Below are 18,556 nucleotides of genomic sequence, written 5' to 3' on the forward strand. Positions count from 1 at the left end.
CTGGCCGCCTACGCCGGCCAGACCGTCACCCTGAAGTTCACCGGCACCGAGGACATCTCCCTGCAGACGTCCTTCGTCATCGACGACACCGCGGTGAACGTCTCCTGAGCCAACCTCTTCCCACCGGCGTCCGGCGGTCCCCCTCGGGGTGACCGCCGGACGTCGTACGGGCGTCAGACGTCGAAGGTGGCCGGGCGCTCGGTGGCCGGCGGCGGCGGGGTGGCCTTCCACAGGCCGGTCTTCTGCGCGGCCAGCCGGGCCAGGTAGGCCGGGTTGAGGATGACGTAGCGCCGCCAGAGGCGCTTCGGCTCCAGGCCGAGCCGCCAGAACCACTCCAGCCCGGCCCGCTGCATCCACGGCGGCGGGTTGCGCAGCAGGCCGGCGTGGTAGTCGAAGGCCGCGCCGACCGCCATCAGCGGCATGTCCAGCAGCGGCCGCATGGCGTACGTGAAGACCTCCTGGCGGGGGCAGCCCAGCCCGACCAGGACCAGCCGGGCCCCGCTGGCCTTGATCCGGTCAGCGATCTCGACGTCCTCACCGGGGGAGAGCGCGCGGAACTTGGACGCCTCGACGCCGGCGATCTTCAGCGCCGGGAACTTCCGCTCCAGCGCCGGGACCAGCCGGGACAGGGTCTCCTCGGTGGAGCCGTAGAGGTAGACCGGCAGCCCTTCCGCGGCGAACCGGGCGAGCACCCGCAGCGTCAGCTCCGGCCCGTAGACCCGGTCGATGAGGCCGGCGCCGTGCAGCAGGTTGAGCGCCCAGCGGACCGGCTGGCCGTCGGGGGTGACCACGTCGAACGAGTTGAGCCGGGCGTTGTGCGCGGGGTCGAGCACCCCGGTCATCACGCCGTGCACGGCCAGCGCGGTCAGGGCCAGCGGACGCCGCTCGTGCGCCGCCGCGACGACCGCCTCGGTCGCCCGGGCGTAGTCGGTCGCGTCGACGAGGACGCCGAGGACGTTCCGCTTGGTGCCAGTCATGCCGTCGGCACCCACTTGTCGACGTTGGCCTCGTAGATCTCGCGGAGGATCATCGGCACGTCATAGGTGATCTTCCAGTTCGGGTAGTGCTCCTCGAACCGGGCCATGCTGCTGACGTACCACTGGTGGTCACCGGTGCGGGCCTGCTCGACGTAGTTGATCTTCGCCTCGCGGCCGGTGATCTGCTCGGCGATCCGGAACGCCTCGATGTGCGAGGTGTTCGAGTGCCGGCCGCCGCCCAGGTTGTAGACCTGCGCCGAGCGCGGCTCGCGGAAGAACGCCTCGAACGCGGTGAGCACGTCCCGGGAGTGGATCGCGTCCCGGACCATCTTGCCCTTGTAGCCGAAGAGGTTGTACGTGCGGCCCTCCATGACGCAGCGCATCAGGTACGCCAGGAAGCCGTGCAGCTCGGCCGCGGAGTGCGCCGGGCCGGTCAGCGTGCCGCCCCGGAAGCAGGCGGTCTTCATGTCGAAGTAGCGGCCGTACTCCTGGACCATCACGTCGGCGGCGACCTTCGAGGCGCCGAAGATCGAGTGCAGCGACTCGTCGATCGACATGTCCTCGGTGATGCCCTCGTACCACGGGTGGTCATCGGGCAGCTCGTACCGGGTCTCCAGCTCGACCAGCGGCAGGCTGTTCGGGCGGTCGCCGTACACCTTGTTGGTGGAGCAGTGGATGAACGGCGCCTCGATCGCGTGCCGCCGGGTGTTCTCCAGCACGTTGAGCGTGCCGCCCGCGTTCACGTCGAAGTCCGTGTAGGGCTCCTTGGCGGCCCAGTCGTGGCTCGGCTGGGCGGCGCTGTGGATCACCACGGCGATGTCCGAGCCGTACTTCCTGAAGACCTTCTCCAGGCCGTCCCGGTCCCGGATGTCCACCGGGTAGTGGGTGTAGGCGGTGCCCAGGTCGGCGGCGAGCCGGTCCAGGCTCCAGGCCGTCGACCCGTCCTCGCCGAAGAAGTACCGGCGCATGTCGTTGTCGATGCCGACCACGTGGAGACCGAGGCCGGCGAAGTGCCGGGCCGCCTCGGAACCGATCAGACCGCCCGAGCCGGTCACCAACGCGACACTCACACGCCACTCCTGATCCATGGGAGGCAGGGAACGAATCGGAGCATAGCGTGACGTGCAGCCTGCCCCGATACGGAGCGAGGGCCCCGCTGTCCGCGGAGCCCTCGTGATGGTGGGGAAGGGGGGAGTTGAACCCCCACGCCCTTTCGGGCACACGGACCTGAACCGTGCGCGTCTGCCATTCCGCCACTTCCCCGTGGCCTGACCTGCAACACCGTATCCCATCCCGCACCCGCCACCTGCGGCGGGTGCCGGAACATATTACGCTGTCACCGGTCATCGCCACGAGCGATCACCGTTCGTGGCGGACGAAACTGTAGCACGACCATCGGGCCGTCCACGAACGGGCCGCCGGCAGCCGGCCGAGCGGCATGTGAGCTGCGGAGGCGGTGTCCGGATACCATCATGGCCTCGGGACCCGAGGAGGAGCCGGTGAGCGTGCTGCAACGCTTCGAAAAGCGTCTGGAAGGCCTGGTCGAGGGGGCCTTCGCCAAGGTCTTCAAAGGGGTGGTCCACCCCGTGGAGATCCTCAACGCCATGCAGCGGGAGGCCGAGGCGCACAAGGCGATCCTGGCCGGCGGGCGCACGTTGGTGCCCAACCGCTACGTGATCGATCTCTCGCCGTACGACCACAGTCGGCTGGCGCCCTACGCCGCCGCGCTGGCCCAGGAGCTGGCCCAGTCGCAGGCGGAGTTCATCGGCGAGCAGGCCTGGACGGTCTACGGGGACGTGATCGTCGAGATCGAGCGCGGCGAGGGGCTCGACACCGGCATGTTCCGGGTCACCGCCGAGGTCTACACCGGTGGCGACGTCGCGCCGGTCTCCGCGCCCGGCGGTTACGACGCCGGTCCGGCCTACCCGGCCTACGACCAGGGTGGCGGCTACGGCCCCCCGCCCGGGCACGGCGGTGGCCGCAACGTCCGGCTGGTCTCCGGCGACGGCCGCACCTATCCCCTCCAGATGGGCTCGACCGTGATCGGTCGCGGCGACCAGGCCAACCTGCGCCTGCCAGACGTCGGGATCTCCCGCCGGCACGCCCGGCTGGACTTCGACGGTGGCCAGGTCGTGCTGACGGACCTCGGCTCGACCAACGGCACGATGGTCAACGGCCAGCGCGTCTCCGCCGTCGCCCTCAACCCGGGCGACATGGTCCAGCTCGGCACGACCACCCTGACCTTCCGCGTGGACGGCTGACCAGCCTTGCCGGAACTCGTCATCACCGTCGCCCGGTTCGGGTTCCTCATCCTGCTGTGGATCTTCGTGTTCACGGTGGTCGGTGTGATCCGTCGGGACCTCTTCGCGGGGGCCCGGTCGGGTCGGCTGGTGGCCGCGCCGCGCGGGGTCGGCGCCCCGGCCGGACCGGCGGCGAAGCCGGCCAAGGTCAAGCGGGGCAGGGCCGCGCACCAGTTGGTGGTCACCGCGGGTCAGCTGGCCGGCACCCGGATCACGCTGGGCGAGGCGCAGATCACCATCGGTCGCGCCGAGGATTCGACACTGGTGATCACCGACGACTACGCGTCGGCGCGACACGCCCGACTCGTGCCGCGTGACGGGCAGTGGTACGTCGAGGACCTCGGATCGACTAACGGCACCTACCTGGATCGCGCTAAGGTCACCGGACCAACCCCCGTCCCCCTCGGCGTGCCGATCCGGATCGGCCGCACTTCCCTCGAATTACGGCCATGACTCTGACCCTGCGCTACGCGGCCCACAGCGACCGCGGTCTGATCCGAGACGGTAACCAGGATTCCGTCTACGCCGGACCGCGGCTGCTCGCCGTTGCCGACGGCATGGGCGGCATGGCCGCCGGTGACGTCGCCAGCAACATCGTCATCGGTGCCATGGCGCCCCTCGACGAGGACGTCCCCGGGGACGCCCTCGTCGACGCGTTGCGTTCGGCCGTGGGCACCGCCAACCAGCAGCTCCGCGACACCGTGGACGCCAATCCCCAACTGGAGGGGATGGGCACCACGCTCACCGCGACCCTCTTCTCCGGCAGCAAGCTCGGGATGGTCCACATCGGTGACTCGCGGGCCTACCTCCTGCGGAACAACGAGTTCGCGCAGATCACCAAGGACGACACGTACGTCCAGATGCTCGTCGACGAGGGCCGGATCAGCGCGGAGGAGGCGAGCAGCCACCCCCAGCGCTCGCTGCTCACCCGGGCGCTCGACGGCCGTGACATCGACCCCGAGTACAGCGTCCGCCAGGTGCTCCCCGGCGACCGCTACCTGATCTGCTCCGACGGTCTCTCGGGCGTGGTCAGCGCGGACACCATCGGGGACACCATGCGGGAGTACGCCGACCCGCAGCAGTGCGTCGAACGCCTGGTGCAGCTCGCCCTGCGCGGCGGCGGCCCGGACAACATCACGGTGATCATCGCGGACGCGACGGACCAGGACATCGTCGAGGCGTCCCCGATCGTCGGCGGCGCCGCCGCCCGGGACCGGGGCATGGCCACGTCGGCCGACGTCTCCACCCCGGCGGCCCGCGCCTCCGCGCTCTCCGCCCCCCGGCCGCCCGCGCCGGAGGAGCCCGCGGACGCCCGCGACGACGAGCCCGAGGCGCGCCGGCACCACCCGCTGCGGACCGCGGCCATGCTGCTCGCGCTGCTGGTCATCCTCGGCGGCGGCCTGTTCGGCGGGTGGAGCTACACCCAGCGCCAGTACTACGTCGGTGCCACCCAGGACGGGCAGCTCGCGGTGTTCCGGGGCGTACCGGGCCAGGTCGCCGGCCTCGACCTGTCCAGCGTGCACGCCACCAGCGAGGCCAAGCTCGACGACCTCACCCTGGCCGCGCAGGAGCAGGTCAAGCAGGGCATCCAGGCCAAGAGCGAGCCGGACGCCGAGCGCCGGCTGGCCGAGCTGACCAGCGACGACCCGGCCAACCCGAACCTGAAGCCGCTCTGCCCGGCCAGCCCGACCCCGACGGCCGCCGCGCTCAGCCCGACGCCGACCGCCACCGCCAGCGCGGCGGCCCCGTCCGGCAGCGCCACCGCCCTCGCGCCGGTCACCCCCACGCCCACGCCGGCCGCGCCGACCACCACGCCCGACGCCGTCCCCTCCGACACGGTCCCGCCGGTCGACCCGGCCGGTTGCCGTTCGCCGGAGTGAGCGTCGGTTCGACCCGAAGGACGCATCCGTGACCGCAGCCGCCGTACCGGCAGCCTCGCCCGCCTCGACGGGCGAGCAGCCCGGCGTACGCCTGGCCCGGTCCCGGCGCAACGCCGAACTGTCGCTGCTCCTGCTCGCCATGGTGCTGGTCGCGGCATACTCGGCCACCGTCGAGGCGAACGTGCTGGACACGGTCACCTCGGACTTCTGGATCCCGGCCGCCACGCTGGGCCTGGTCTTCCTCGGCCTGCACCTGGTGATCCGCTGGCTGGCGCCCTTCGCCGACCCGGCGCTGCTGCCGGCGGTCGCCCTGCTCAACGGCATCGGCGTGGGCTTCCTGCGCCGCTACGACCTGGCCCAGGCGGCCCCGGAGGAGCGGGAGCACCTGGCCATCTTCGCCGGCACCGGCGGGCGGCAGCTCGCCTGGACGCTTGCCGGGGTGGTGCTCGCCGCGGCGCTGCTGGCGATCATGCGGGACCATCGGTCGCTCTCCCGGTACGCGTACACCCTGGGGCTGGCCGGCATCGTGCTGGTGATGATCCCGGCGGTGCTGCCGTCCCGGTTCTCCGAGGTCAACGGTGCCAAGCTATGGATCCGGGCAGGCGGGTTCCAGATCCAGCCGGGCGAGTTTGCGAAGCTGGCCCTGCTCACCTTCTTCGCCTACTACCTGGTTCGCAAGCGGGAGGTGCTGTCGCTGGCCAGCCGCCGGCTGCTCGGCATCGACTTCCCGCGCGGGCGGGACCTCGGCCCGGTGCTGGTGGTCTGGATGATCAGCATCCTGGTCCTGGTATTCGAGAAGGACCTGGGCACCTCGCTGCTCTACTTCGGCATGTTCGTGGTGACCCTCTACATCGCCACCGAACGGGTCAGCTGGCTGCTGATCGGTCTGGTCCTCTTCTTCGGCGGCGCCTACCTGGCGTACGTGCTGGGCAGCACCGTCGGCGGGCCGTTCGCGAACTTCTACCTCCGGGCGGAGATCTGGCTGGACCCGTTCGGTGACCCGTACGACAAGGGCTACCAGCTCGTCCAGGGCCTGCTCACGCTGGGCAGCGGTGGCCTCTTCGGCGCCGGCCCGGGCGGTGGCCAGCCGACCCTGCTGCCCGAGGTGCAGACCGACTTCATCTTCGCGGGGATCGGCGAGGAGATCGGTCTCTTCGGCCTCTCCGCGCTGCTCGTGGTCTACCTGCTGATCGTCGAGCGGGGGCTGCGGGCCGCGCTGGCGGTGCGGGACTCGTTCGGCAAGCTGCTCGCCGGCGGCCTGGCGTTCACCCTGGGTCTGCAGGTCTTCGTGATCGTCGGCGGGATCAGCAAGCTCATCCCGCTGACCGGTCAGACCACGCCGTTCCTCTCCGCCGGCGGCTCGTCGCTGATGGCGAACTGGCTGCTCATCGCGGTCCTGCTCCGGGTCTCCGACGGCGCTCGCCGGCCGGTGACCGGAGGCGGGCCGGCAGCCCGGCCGACGGGCGGTCCGCCGGAACAGCTGCACGGTGCCCCCACGGAGGTGATCCGGCCGTGAACGCACCGCTGCGCCGCGTCGGAGTGGTCGTGATGATCCTGTTCGGGCTGCTCTTCGCGAACCTGAACTGGATCCAGGCCTACAAGGCGGACGAATACCGCAACAGCGACTACAACGGTCGGGTCCAGGTCGCCGAGTACGACCGCAAGCGCGGCAACATCGAGGTCGGTGGCACCGCGTACGCGCTCAGCAAGGACACCGGCGGAAAGCTGCGCTTCCTGCGCACCTACCCCGCCGGCGAGGAGTACGCACACGTGCTCGGCTACCAGCCGGTCAACGGGGGCGCGACCGGCATCGAGCGGACCGAGAACCAGTTTCTCGCCGGCACCAGCGACCAGCTCATCGGCGACCGGGTGAAGGACATGTTCACCGGGAACAAGACCGGCGGCGGCAACGTGCTGCTGACCCTCTCCAAGCGGGCCCAGGACACGGCGTTCAAGCAGCTCCAGGACAACGAGGTCGGGGCGACCCGGGGTGCGGCGATCGCGATCGACCCGCGTACCGGTGCGGTGCAGGCGCTGGTCTCCATGCCGAGCTTCGACCCGAACCCGCTGGTCAGCCATGACACCGCCGCGGCGTCGAAGGCGTACAACAGGCTCGAGCAGGACCCGGACCACCCGCTGAACAACCGGGCCCTCTCCGAGACGCTGCCGCCCGGCTCCACCTTCAAGGTGATCATGTCGGCGGCGGCGCTGGAGAGCGGCTACACCAAGCAGACCAAGATTCCGGCCGGGGCGAGCTGGACCCCGCCGACCTCCGGGCAGCCGATCAGGAACGCGGCGGACTCGATCTGCCCGCAGGACGAGGTGACCCTGATCCAGGCGCTCACCGAGTCCTGCAACACCGGCTACGCGCAGCTCGGTGTGAAGCTCGGCGCGGACAAGGTCAAGGAGAAGGCCCGCCAGTTCGGCTTCGAGCAGGACGACCTGACCGTCGGTCAGCTGGGCGAGGGCGGGCTGACGGTGGCCGCCAGCCGGACCGGCGAGATCACCGCCCCGGGCGGCGCCACCGACCCCGCCGCGCTGGCCCAGTCCTCGATCGGCCAGCGTGACGTCCGGATGACCCCGTTGCAGGGTGCGCTGATCGCCGCCTCGGTCGCCAACGGCGGCAGCCAGATGCGGCCGTACCTGGTCAAGCAGCTGCTCGCCCCGGACCGCACCACCAGCTACTACACCGCCAAGCCGCGCGAACTGCGCCAGCCGGTGAGCGGGCAGGTCGCGGCCGACCTGCAGGACATGATGGTCAGCGTGGTCGAGAACGGCACCGGCAAGTCGGCCCGCATCCAGGGCTACACGGTCGGCGGCAAGACCGGCACCGCCCAGTCCAGCCCGGGCACCCCCGACCACGGCTGGTTCATCGGCTTCGCCCTGGACAAGAACGGCACCCCGATCTCCGCCGTCTGCGTGGAGCTGGAGCAGGCCGGGTCCGGTGGCAGCCACGAGGCGGCCCGGATCGCCGGCAAGATCATGGCGGCGGCCATCGCCGACTCCGGGGGCCGCTGACATGCTCAGCCCCGGGGTGCAGCTCGGCAACCGCTACCGCCTCGACGAGCGGATCGCCAGCGGTGGCATGGGTGACGTCTGGCGCGGCACCGACCAGGTGCTCGGCCGGACCGTCGCGGTGAAGAGCCTGCTCCCCGCCCTGCTCGACGAGGCGGGCTTCGCCGAGCGGTTCCGCGGCGAGGCGCGGACGATGGCCACCATCAACCACCCCGGTGTGGTGGACGTCTACGACTTCGGCAGCGACCAGCAGATCGCCTTCCTGGTCATGGAGTACGTCGAGGGCGACGCGCTCTCCTCGACGCTCAGCCGGGTCGGGCGGCTCACCCCGGCCCGGACGATGGCCCTGCTCGCGCAGGCCGCCGACGCGCTGCACGCCGCCCACGAGAAGGGGATCGTGCACCGCGACGTGAAGCCGGGCAACCTGCTGGTCCGGCCCAACGGCACGCTGGTGCTCACCGACTTCGGCATCGCCCGCTCCGACCTGGTGGGCCAGCTCACCGCCGCCGGCTCGGTGCTCGGCACCGCCTCGTACATCTCGCCCGAGCAGGCCACCGGCGCGGTCGCCACTCCGGCCTCCGACGTGTACGCGCTCGGCGTGGTCGCGTACCAGTGCCTCGCCGGCCGACGACCGTTCGAGGGGGACAACCCGCTCGAGATCGCCATGAAACACGTGCGGGAGGCCCCCCGGGCCCTCCCCGCCGACATCCCGCCCCAGGTCAGGGCGATCGTCGAGCGGGCCATGGCGAAGGACCCGGCGGCCCGCTGGCCGAGCGCCGCCGCGCTGGCGAGCGTCGCCCGGCAGGCCAAGCTCGCCCTGTCGCAGCAGACCCGGGGCGGCGCCGGGCACGCCGGGCCGATCTCCGGCGTACCCTCCTCGCCCGCCGCGCCGGCGGCCCGGGCGCAGGTCCCGGCCGCGTCGCGCCCGCAGCCCCGGCCGCCCGCGGTGGCCGCCCGCCCGCCGGTCGCGCCGGGTCCGGCCGCGGCGGCGCAGCCCGCCCCGCAGCCGCGCCCGCCGGTGGCGCCGCGCGGCGCGGCGACGGTCCCGCCGCCCCGACAGCACAACCCCCTCGGGTACGCGCGGCCGCCGGCCGCCCCGCCGCCGGCCGCCCCGCCGCCGGCCCCGCGCCGGTCCCGGTCGGGACTGTGGGTCACCGCCGTGGTGATTGCCGTACTGGTGGTCCTCTGCTCCGGCGTGATTTCGTACTACTACCGGAAGTACGCGGCGGCCGGCCCAGCCGGCACGCTTGCTCCGGTGAGCGTGACGTCCGGCGCGGTGCGGGCCCACGGTGCGGACGATCTGGTCGGTACGTCGTACCGTCGTGAGATACGGCTCCAGCCGGCTGGCGGCGAGACGACGACGAGCGAAGGACGAGAGACGCGATGACAGCGCAGGCCCGCCTGCTCGGTGGCAGGTACCAGGTCGGCGAGCTGCTCGGCTACGGCGGCATGGCGGAGGTGCACCGCGGTCGCGATCTCCGGCTCGGGCGGGACGTCGCGATCAAGATGCTCCGGGCGGATCTCGCCCGGGACGCCACCTTCCAGATGCGGTTCCGCCGGGAGGCCCAGAACGCCGCCTCGCTGAACCACCCGGCGATCGTCGCGGTGTACGACACCGGCGAGGAGACCGCGCCGACCGGCGAGACGCTGCCGTTCATCGTGATGGAGTTCGTCAACGGACGGACCCTCAAGGAGGTGCTGGGCGTCGAGGGCCGGCTCCAGCCGCGCCGGGCGCTGGAGATCTGCGCCGACATGTGCGCCGCGCTGGAGTTCAGCCACCGGCACGGCATCATCCACCGGGACATCAAGCCGGGCAACGTGATGCTCACCCAGACCGGCCAGGTCAAGGTGATGGACTTCGGCATCGCCCGGGCCCTGGCCAGCGGGGCCACCACGATGACGCAGACCAGCGCGGTCATCGGCACGGCGCAGTACCTGTCCCCCGAGCAGGCGCGCGGTGAGGCGGTCGACGCCCGCTCCGACGTTTACGCGGCCGGCTGCGTCCTGTTCGAACTGCTCTGCGGGCATCCGCCGTTCGTCGGGGACAGCCCGGTCAGCGTCGCTTACCAGCACGTGCGGGAGCAGCCGCCGACGCCGAGCACCATCAACCCGGACGTCAACCCGGCGGTGGACGCCATCGTCCTGAAGGCGCTGTCCAAGAACCCGCTGAACCGCTACCAGAGCGCTGGCGAGATGCGGGCGGACCTGCTCCGCGCCGCCGCCGGGCGGCCGGTGCTGGCCACCCCGGTCATGCCGATGGACGAGACCGCGGCGATGGGCCCGGCCGCCGCTGCCGGCGGCTACCCGACCCAGATGATGGGCCCGCAGACCCGCCAGCAGATGCCGGCCCGGGTCGGCGACGCGCGCAAGCGGAAGAGCTCTTCGTGGGTGATCGCGACCTTCGCCGCGCTCGGCGTGCTCGCGGTGATCGCCCTGGCCGCCGCCCTGTACCTCAACCAGAAGGGGGCGGACCAGGTCCGGGTGCCGGCCTTGCAGGGCAAATCCCAGGCCGTCGCCTTCCAGGAGGTCCGGAACGCGCAGCTCAACCCGATGCTCGGCGAGACGGTGCAGAACAACGACTGCGAGAAGGGCACCGTGGTCGGCCAGAGCCCGCCGGCCAGCACGACCGTGAACAAGGGCGACACCGTCACGATCCAGATCTGTGGCGGCCCGAAGAAGGTCACCATCCCGGACGGGCTGAAGGGCTCCCAGTTCACGAACGTCAAGCAGCAGCTCGAAGGGATGGAACTCCACGTCGACTCCGAGGAGGTCGACAGCAGCCTGGCGGAGGGCCTCGTCGTCAGCGTCGATCCCAAGGAGGGCCAGACGGTACTGGTCGGCTCCACCGTCAAGGTGCTGGTGTCCAAGGGCAATGTCGCAAAGGTCCCGGACGTGATCGGCCTCCCCAAGGACCAGGCGGAGCGACTCCTGAAGAACGCCGGGTACAAGGTGCGGGTCCTTGACGGTGACGAGGCCACCAACCCGGACCAGGTCGGCAAGGTCAGCAAGCAGACCCCCGACGCCAACAAGGACCTCCCGAAGGGCAGTCGGGTCACCATCTACGTCGACATCGCGCCGCCGGAGCCGACCGAAAGCCCGACCTCGCCCAGCCCCACCGGTTCGCCCACGACGCCGGGCACCGGTGGCGGATTCCCCTTCCCGACCCCGCCAGCGGGAGTCTCCGAGCAGTGAGGCATCGAGGCCCCGACTCCGGTCGGGGCCTCGATGTTCTCACCGCCTCCGGATCGCCGACCCGGCGGTGTCCGGGGCCGGGACCGCGCAACCTCGCCGATCCCGCGCGAGGCGAGCCGGTCAGGCGGTGGCGAAGGCGGCCCGCCGGCGGGCGTCCACCTCGGCGGCCAGCTCCGGTGCGCGCTCCAGCGCCGCCGGGTAGCCGCAGACGGCCAACCAGTTCGCCAGCATGAGGTGCCCGCCCTCGGTCAGCACCGATTCGGGGTGGAACTGGACACCCTCGATCGGCAGGGTCCGGTGCCGCATCGCCATGACTACGCCGGAGCCCGTCCAGCCGGTCACCTCCAGCTCGTCGGGGAGCGTCTCGGGCAGCACGGCGAGCGAGTGGTACCGGGTGGCGGTGAACGGGTCGGGCAGGCCGGCGAGCACACCCACCCCGTGGTGGCTCACCTCGGAGGTCTTGCCGTGCAGCAGCTCCGGCGCCCGGGTCACGGTCGCGCCGAAGGCCTCCCCGATCGCCTGATGGCCGAGGCAGACGCCGAAGAGCGGAAGCTTGCCGGCGTACTCCCGGATGACGTCGAGGCAGATGCCGGCCCGGTCCGGGCTCCCCGGCCCGGGCGACAGCAGCACACCCGCGGCCCCCACCCGGCCGACCTCGGCGACGTCGATCTCGTCGTTGCGTCGTACCTCGCAGTCGACGCCGAGCTGGCCGAGGTACTGCACCAGGTTGAAGACGAACGAGTCGTAGTTGTCGATCACCAGGACGCGCATCGGGTCACCTGCTCGGGGTGGTGGGCGGGGCGTTGTTGGTCTCCGTGCTGTACGGGATGTCCTCCTCGCTGGGGCGCACGCTCGGCACGGTGAGCTCGCCGCCGTCGTCACCCGGTACGCCGGAGTCCTGGGTGACCTGGACGTCGTCGAAGGGGAGCAGCGGCTCGGCCCACGGGAAGACCACGAACCAGAGCAGGGCGACCGAGGCCGCGGCGAGCAGCACCGAGCCGATCAGCTTTCCCGCCGGCCCGAACGGCAGCTTGCGCCAGATCCACGCGTACATCGTCAGCCTTCCAGCTCCGGCGGCCGGCCCGCGGACTTGGCCTGGGCGTGGTCCAGCCTGGCGTGGATGATCAACCGTTGGTAGTTGTCGAACTTGGGGTTGCAGGTGGTCAACGTGAGCAGCTTCTCGGTCGGCTTCTCGCCGGGCTCGCCCGGCACCGGCGCGACCACCTCGACCTGGGTCGGCCGGACGACCTGCTGCTGGTAGACCTTGTAGATGAACCACTCGGTCTGGGACTCGACCACGATGTCGTCGCCCGGCTTCAGCTCGTCCAGCCGCCAGAAGGTGGCGCGGATCCGGTGCCCGGCGACGGCGAAGTTGCCCACCTGGCCCGGCATGGCGCTCTTCGGGTAGTGGCCCGGGGCGTACCGGATGTCGTCCGGGGTGACCCCCTCGACCACCACCCAGTGTTTGTCCAACTTGGGGATGTAGAGCCCGGCGACGGGCTTGCCCTCGGCCGGTGGGGTGGGCTTGGGGGTGGGGCCGGTCGGGGCGACCGTTGGGTCCGTGTTGCCGCCCCACTCCTGGGCGAGCTGGCTGTTCAGGTCGTTCTGGTGGGCGTCGACGATCACCGTCTTGCCCCAGATCTCGTACCCGGCGAAGAGCAGCACGACCAGGCCGAAGGTGATCAGCACTTCGCCGGTGGCCCGGATCCCGGTACGCAGCCGGGAGCCGACGGTCGGGCGGGTCAGCTCGGAGTAGACGCTCTTGTATCCCTCGCCGGTCTGCTCGGGCCGGAGTTGCACCACACGCTCGCCCCGCCGGGGCTGGGGCGGTTCGGCCGGGGTGTCGGCGGGCTCGTCGCCGTGGTTCTCGCGCAGCGGCGGCACGGCTCCCATCAGCGCCGTGGAGTCGAGGGCGGGGCTGCTCGGGCGTCGGGCGGTGACGGCCGGAAGTACGGCGGTCGCGCCCGGATCCGCCGGCACGCCGCCGGTCTCCGGCCGCCCGGGCCGGCCCGCCTGCGGTACGCCACCGGGTGCCGCTGACCGTGGTGCGCCATCCGCCGGCGCGGCCGGGCGCGGCGTGCCGCCGACGGGTTCCGCCGTGGCGGGTCCGGTGTTCCGGGCGCGGCTCTCAGCACCCTCCGCCGACGTGGGGCGGGCCTCCGGCCGGTCGGACACCCGGGGGATGATCGCGGTCGGCGCGTCACCCGGTGCGGCCGGCCGTACGCCCGGAGTCGTGGACGGGACAGCCGGCCCGCCGCCGGGCTGCCCGGCCGACCGGCTCGGCGCTCCGGCCGCCGTTCCCGGCGCCCCAGCGCCCGGCCCGGCGGTGGTCGGGCCCGTCGTACCGGACGGGTCCAGGGCCCGTGCGGCGGTGATCGGCCGGTCGGCTCCGGCAGCCTGCGGCTCGGCGCCTGGTCGACGGTCGGCGGGAGCGGCCGGGCCGGCGGGAGCGGCCGGGCTGGTGGGAGCGGCCGGGCCGGCGGGAGCCGCCGGGCTGGTGGGAGTGGCCGGGCCGATGGGAGCCGCCGGGCTGGCGGGAGCCGCCGGGCTGGCGGGAGCCGCCGGGCTGGCGGGAGCCGCCGGGCTGGCGGGAGCCGCCGGGCTGGCGGGCGTGGCCGGGTGCGCGCGCGCGGCGATCTCGTCCCCCCAGCGCGGCGGCGGCTCGGTGGGCAGGCGACGCGGCGGGGCGGTCTGGGCCGGCCAGGCGTTCGGACCGGGGTGGTGCGGATCCGGCTGCGGCGTCGCGGTCGGCGGCTGGTGGGGCGCGCTCGTCGTGCCGGGCCGGCGCGGCTCCGCGCCGGTGGCCGGCCGGACGGGCTCGTGGCCGGGATGGGCGGGCCGGTCCGGGCCGGCCGGCGCCGCGCCGCGCCGGTCGGGGCTGGTCGGCGCCGACGGGATTGGATCGCGGCCTGCGGGGGCCGGCGCGGCGTAGGCGTCCGGGGGAGCGTCACCGAAGAGCCCGGTACGCCGGTCGTCGGCCGGTGGCCGGGGTGCGGCCGGTTGGCGCTCGGCCGGCTCCGGCCACGGGAGGTCGAGCGCGGGCCGCGCCGGGCGCTCGACCCGGGGGATGAACGCGGTCTGGTCCTCGCTGCGGTCGCGGTGGCGCCCGTCCCGCTCCCGGGGTTCTTCAGAGGTCACCGGGGCACCGTCGCGGAGCGGAGGGCGGTGGAGTCCTCGAACGCCGGCACGGTGACCGTGGAGACGGTTTCGGAGTAGCCGAGCTGGTAGTGGTCCACCGCTTCCTTGAACAACCGGACTCCCTCGGACGCGGCGAGGGCCCGCTGGAGGGAGGCGGGATCGCCGATTGCCACGATCTTGAAAGGAGGGGAGTACACCCGGCCGTGCAGCAGCAGGGTGTTACCGACGCAGCGTACCGCGCTGGTACTGAGGACGCGGACGTCCATGATTGACATGGCCTCGGCTCCACCCGCCCAGAGCGCGTTCACGACCGCCTGGACGTCGCCCTGGTGGACGACCAGATCGTCGTTGCTGGCCCCTTTGGGCAGGGTCTGGTCGGACCGGCGGGGCGCGTCGTTGAGTTCGATGGCGACGCCGATGCCGGTGAGCGCGGTGAACCCGGCGGCCTGCCGACTGGCGGCGGCCCGGTCGCGCTGCTCCTTGATCGGGCCGTCGGTGTCGGCCAGCGCGGCCGTCTGCTCCTCGACCTCGTCGCGCAGCCGGGCGGCCTCCCGCTCGCTGGCCGCGACCTGCTCCCGGCGGTCCTCGATCAACTGGGTGAGCTGGGGACGTCGGTCCTCCCGCAGGGCGGTCCCGCCGGCGGTGGTCGCGGTCGTGGTGAAGAGCAGGCCCGCCGCCGCGGCGATCAGGGGTACGCCGATCGACCATCCCGGGCGGCGCTGCCGTGGCCGCCGGGGCAGTAGGCCGACGACCGCCCGCCGGAGGACCTTCTGCCAGGAGGCGGCGCCGGACGTGTACTCCACCGGGCGTTCCCTTTCCCGTCGTCTCGTTCCGACCCGCGAGGGCGCGGACCGGCGTGCTCGACCCGAAAAGTCCCACCCTTTTCGGTCACTCCGCGCACCGGCCTGACCCCATTCGTGGCCTGGACGGTCCGTCGGGACTACGCTAGCTGTCGAACATTATTGGCCATGGACCGTCGCCCCCGCGCCCGGTTGTCAGGCCGGACGAGGTCGTACCCCCCTCTGGAGAGCGTCGTGCCCAAGTCTCAGGTCCGCAAGAAGAAGGTGTACACCCCGCCGACGGACGTGCGTCCGACGGCGACCGCGGCGACGCGCAAGCCTAGCCCGGTCTGGCTGCCGATCACCGCCGTCACACTGATCGTCGTCGGCATCGGCTGGCTGGTCGTGTACTACCTCTCCGAGCAGGCTTACCCCGTCGCCACGTGGGGCTACTGGAACCTCGCGGTGGGCTTCGGCGCGATGGTCACCTCGCTCATCCTGCTCTCCCGCTGGCGCTGACCCGGTCTGCGACTGCTTCAGCTCGGCGCGTCTGACGCTGAAGCAGTCGACATCCGGCCCGGCCCTGCTGCGACGGCTGAAGCCGTCGGGGGTCGGGCCGTCGCCCTGTCTCGCCCCGGTCGGCCACCGCTGACCGGTCTCCGGCACCGTCCGTTCGACGGACTTACGTCACGCCACCGCGCCCCTGCCCGGCGCGCGTGGCCGCGTCCACCTAAGGTGTCCGCAGGGCGGCGTGGCCGGATGCGAGATGACTCACGTTACTGCTGGGTAACCTTGCGCGTAGGCTGCACTGCATGACCGAGCGGAGCGAGGTCATCGGCCGGTCGGGTCGGGGTGGCGGTAGCGGCATGACGCCGGCCACGCCCTGAGCCGCTCCCGGTCGCCGAGCCGCTCGACAGGCAGCAGACCGGGAGGCCAACTCGATGGGCAGCGTCCAGATCGTCACCACGATCCTCGCGGCCGCCATCACCGCCGTGGCGGTGGGGCTTGCGGTACGCGCGGTCATGAAGATGGTGGCAGTCATCCGGCTGGGTCAACCCGCGCCGGAGCGGTTCACCGACAAGGGCGCCCGCACCAGGAAGATGCTGGTGGAGACCGCCGGCCACACCCGCATGCTCAAGTGGAGCGTGGTGGGTGCCGCGCACTGGTTCGTGATGGTCGCGTTCATCGTGCTGTCGCTGCTGGTGCTCGAGGCGTATTTCGAGGTGGTGACGCCGGGCGGCGGGCTGCCGATCATCGGGCACTGGACGATCTTCGGCCTGGCCACGGAGTTGATCGGCGTCTTCGGCTTCCTCGGCATCCTGGTGCTGATGGCGATCCGGCTGCGCAACCGGCCCAACCGGCCCGGCAACCGCTCCCGGTTCACCGGCTCGACCATGTGGCAGGGCTACTTCGTCGAGTGGGTCGTGCTGCTGGTGCTGATCTTCGGCTTCCTGATCCGGGGCTTCAAGGTCGCCACCGACCACTTCGAGTACCCGGTCTGGGCCACCCCGGTCAGCCACGCCCTCGGCAACGCCCTGCCGGCCTGGGAGGCCGGCGTCAGCCTGGCCGCCGTCATCAAGATCATCATCTCGATGACCTGGCTCATCGTGATCTCGCTGAACGTCACCATGGGTGTCGCCTGGCACCGCTTCCTGGCGTTCCCCAACATCTTCTTCAAGCGCGAGCCGGCGAAGCCGGCCGGCTCCGGCCTCGGCGCGCTGCGCCCGATGATGAGCGACGGCAAGCCGCTCGACTTCGAGGAGGCCGACCCGGAGAAGGACCAGTTCGGCGTGGCCCAGGTCGAGCAGTTCACCTGGAAGGGCCTGCTGGACTTCAGCACCTGCACCGAGTGCGGCCGCTGCCAGTCGCAGTGCCCGGCCTGGAACACCGGCAAGCCGCTGTCGCCCAAGGTGCTGGTGCTGAGCCTGCGCGACCACGCGTACGCCAAGGCGCCTTACCTGCTGGCCGGCGGAGGCAAGGACCTGACCGGCGAGGAGAAGGCGACCCAGGAGCAGCTCGCCGGCGTCGACGTGCTCGCCCTGGCCGAGGCCGACCGGCCGCTGATCGGCACCGCCGAGGAGGGCGGCGTCATCGACCCGGACGTGCTCTGGTCCTGCACCACCTGCGGCGCCTGCGTCGAGCAGTGCCCGGTGGACATCGAGCACGTGGACCACATCGTCGACATGCGCCGCTACCAGGTGCTGATCGAGTCGAGCTTCCCGTCCGAGGCCGGCGTCATGCTCCGCAACCTGGAGAACAAGGGCAACCCGTGGGGCGCCCCGCAGAACACCCGCGAGGACTGGACCAAGGGCCTGGACTTCGAGGTGCCGCGGGTCGGCGAGGTCGAGGACTTCGAGTACCTGTTCTGGGTCGGCTGCGCCGGCGCGTTCGAGGACCGGGCCAAGAAGACCACCCGCGCGGTCGCCACGCTGCTCAACGAGGCCGGCGTCTCGTTCGCCATCCTCGGTGAGGGCGAGACCTGCTCCGGTGACCCGGCCCGCCGGATCGGCAACGAGTTCGTGTTCCAGATGCTCGCCCAGCAGAACGTCGAGACGCTGAACGAGGCGTTCGAGGGCCGGGAGAAGAGCAAGCGGAAGATCGTGGCCACCTGCCCGCACTGCTTCAACACCCTCGGCAACGAGTACGGCCAGCTCGGCGGCGAGTTCGAGGTGGTACACCACACCCAACTGCTGGCGCACCTGGTCGCCACCGGCAAGCTCACCCCGGTGCAGCCGCTGGACGGCGGGCTCACCTACCACGACCCGTGCTACCTGGGCCGGCACAACCGGGTCTTCACCCCGCCCCGCGAGGTGCTCGGCGCTGCCCTCGGATCGGCCGAGATCACCGAGATGCCGCGCAACAGCGAGCGCTCCTTCTGCTGCGGCGCCGGCGGTGCCCGGATGTGGATGGAGGAGAAGATCGGCAAGCGGATCAACGTGGACCGGGTCGAGGAGGCCATGTCCACCGGCGCGAAGACCATCGCGGTCGGCTGCCCGTTCTGCTCGACGATGCTCAACGACGGGGTCAACGGCAAGGGAGCCGGCGAGCAGGTCGAGGTCGTGGACGTGGCCAGCGTGCTGCTCCGCTCCGTCCGACCCGAGAACGCCGCGGGCGAGAAGGAGGCCGCCGGCGCGGCCGGCTGAGCGAGCCCGCCAGCACGAGCGGCGCCACCCGTCCAGGGTCGGCGCCGCTCGGCGTTCGGGGGCCGGCCCTCGGGGTCCGAAGCACGCGCTCGTGCGGTCCGGCGGGTCCGTGGAAGAATCCCGTCCGAGGTG

Annotated in this window: 15 protein-coding genes and 1 tRNA gene; 9 read left to right on the forward strand and 7 right to left on the reverse strand. The window is 72.0% G+C overall.

Features of this window, described 5'->3' with window-relative positions; translation table 11 throughout:
• Positions 1-173 precede the first annotated feature (173 nt).
• From ACZ6S5_RS28350 to ACZ6S5_RS28360, 3 genes are all read right to left on the reverse strand, one after another.
• Positions 174-977: a WecB/TagA/CpsF family glycosyltransferase gene (locus tag ACZ6S5_RS28350; protein WP_466005257.1), complete on the reverse strand. Its 804-nt coding sequence runs from the start codon at positions 975-977 to the stop codon at positions 174-176.
• On the reverse strand, positions 974-2,047 hold the full coding sequence (locus ACZ6S5_RS28355) for an NAD-dependent epimerase/dehydratase family protein (RefSeq protein ID WP_466005259.1): 1,074 nt from the start codon (positions 2,045-2,047) through the stop codon (positions 974-976). The genes ACZ6S5_RS28350 and ACZ6S5_RS28355 overlap by 4 nt, the downstream gene beginning before the upstream one ends.
• A gap of 107 nt (positions 2,048-2,154) precedes the next feature.
• Positions 2,155-2,240 (reverse strand) — tRNA-Leu (locus tag ACZ6S5_RS28360).
• Between the two features lie 209 nt (positions 2,241-2,449).
• Between ACZ6S5_RS28360 and ACZ6S5_RS28365 the strand changes: the two genes are divergently transcribed.
• From ACZ6S5_RS28365 to pknB, 7 genes are read left to right on the forward strand one after another with little or no spacing between them, the layout of a single operon-like run.
• Positions 2,450-3,238, forward strand: a complete 789-nt coding sequence (locus ACZ6S5_RS28365; RefSeq protein ID WP_466005261.1) for an FhaA domain-containing protein — start codon at positions 2,450-2,452, stop codon at positions 3,236-3,238.
• Positions 3,239-3,244: 6 nt separating this feature from the next.
• On the forward strand, positions 3,245-3,730 hold the full coding sequence (locus ACZ6S5_RS28370) for an FHA domain-containing protein FhaB/FipA (protein ID WP_412819834.1): 486 nt from the start codon (positions 3,245-3,247) through the stop codon (positions 3,728-3,730).
• Positions 3,727-5,157 carry a PP2C family protein-serine/threonine phosphatase gene (locus ACZ6S5_RS28375; RefSeq protein WP_466005263.1) on the forward strand — a complete coding sequence of 477 codons (1,431 nt, stop codon included), beginning with the start codon at positions 3,727-3,729 and terminating at the stop codon, positions 5,155-5,157. The genes ACZ6S5_RS28370 and ACZ6S5_RS28375 overlap by 4 nt, the downstream gene beginning before the upstream one ends.
• Positions 5,158-5,185: 28 nt before the next feature.
• A complete protein-coding gene (locus tag ACZ6S5_RS28380) occupies positions 5,186-6,673 on the forward strand; it encodes an FtsW/RodA/SpoVE family cell cycle protein (protein WP_466005265.1) in 1,488 nt (495 codons plus the stop codon).
• On the forward strand, positions 6,670-8,175 hold the full coding sequence (locus tag ACZ6S5_RS28385) for a peptidoglycan D,D-transpeptidase FtsI family protein (RefSeq protein ID WP_466005267.1): 1,506 nt from the start codon (positions 6,670-6,672) through the stop codon (positions 8,173-8,175). The genes ACZ6S5_RS28380 and ACZ6S5_RS28385 overlap by 4 nt, the downstream gene beginning before the upstream one ends.
• Before the next feature lies 1 nt (position 8,176).
• A complete protein-coding gene (locus ACZ6S5_RS28390) occupies positions 8,177-9,559 on the forward strand; it encodes a serine/threonine-protein kinase (RefSeq protein WP_466005269.1) in 1,383 nt (460 codons plus the stop codon).
• The gene (gene pknB, locus ACZ6S5_RS28395; protein WP_466005271.1) at positions 9,556-11,364 is read left to right on the forward strand and encodes a Stk1 family PASTA domain-containing Ser/Thr kinase; all 1,809 of its coding nucleotides are present in this window, start codon (positions 9,556-9,558) and stop codon (positions 11,362-11,364) included. The genes ACZ6S5_RS28390 and pknB overlap by 4 nt, the downstream gene beginning before the upstream one ends.
• A gap of 120 nt (positions 11,365-11,484) precedes the next feature.
• Here the strand turns inward: pknB and ACZ6S5_RS28400 are convergent, their stop codons facing one another.
• From ACZ6S5_RS28400 to ACZ6S5_RS28415, 4 genes are all read right to left on the reverse strand, one after another.
• Positions 11,485-12,135 (reverse strand): aminodeoxychorismate/anthranilate synthase component II, encoded by a 651-nt coding sequence (locus ACZ6S5_RS28400; RefSeq protein WP_466005273.1) that lies wholly within the window; start codon positions 12,133-12,135, stop codon positions 11,485-11,487.
• 4 nt (positions 12,136-12,139) lie between these two features.
• The gene (locus ACZ6S5_RS28405; protein WP_466005275.1) at positions 12,140-12,418 is read right to left on the reverse strand and encodes a hypothetical protein; all 279 of its coding nucleotides are present in this window, start codon (positions 12,416-12,418) and stop codon (positions 12,140-12,142) included.
• Between the two features lie 2 nt (positions 12,419-12,420).
• Positions 12,421-14,037, reverse strand: coding sequence for a class E sortase (locus ACZ6S5_RS28410; protein WP_466005311.1), 1,617 nt, complete (start codon positions 14,035-14,037; stop codon positions 12,421-12,423).
• 461 nt (positions 14,038-14,498) lie between these two features.
• Entirely contained in the window at positions 14,499-15,305 is an 807-nt protein-coding gene (locus ACZ6S5_RS28415) for a DUF881 domain-containing protein (protein ID WP_466005276.1), read from the reverse strand.
• 231 nt (positions 15,306-15,536) lie between these two features.
• Here ACZ6S5_RS28415 and ACZ6S5_RS28420 point away from each other — a divergent pair, with 231 nt between their 5' ends.
• Both ACZ6S5_RS28420 and ACZ6S5_RS28425 read left to right on the forward strand, forming a co-directional pair.
• Positions 15,537-15,800 (forward strand): cell division protein CrgA, encoded by a 264-nt coding sequence (locus ACZ6S5_RS28420; RefSeq protein WP_466005278.1) that lies wholly within the window; start codon positions 15,537-15,539, stop codon positions 15,798-15,800.
• A gap of 422 nt (positions 15,801-16,222) precedes the next feature.
• Positions 16,223-18,424 (forward strand): (Fe-S)-binding protein, encoded by a 2,202-nt coding sequence (locus tag ACZ6S5_RS28425; protein WP_466005280.1) that lies wholly within the window; start codon positions 16,223-16,225, stop codon positions 18,422-18,424.
• The last annotated feature ends 132 nt before the right edge of the window (positions 18,425-18,556 follow it).

The sequence above is a fragment of the Micromonospora sp. NPDC051924 genome, assembly GCF_055586005.1.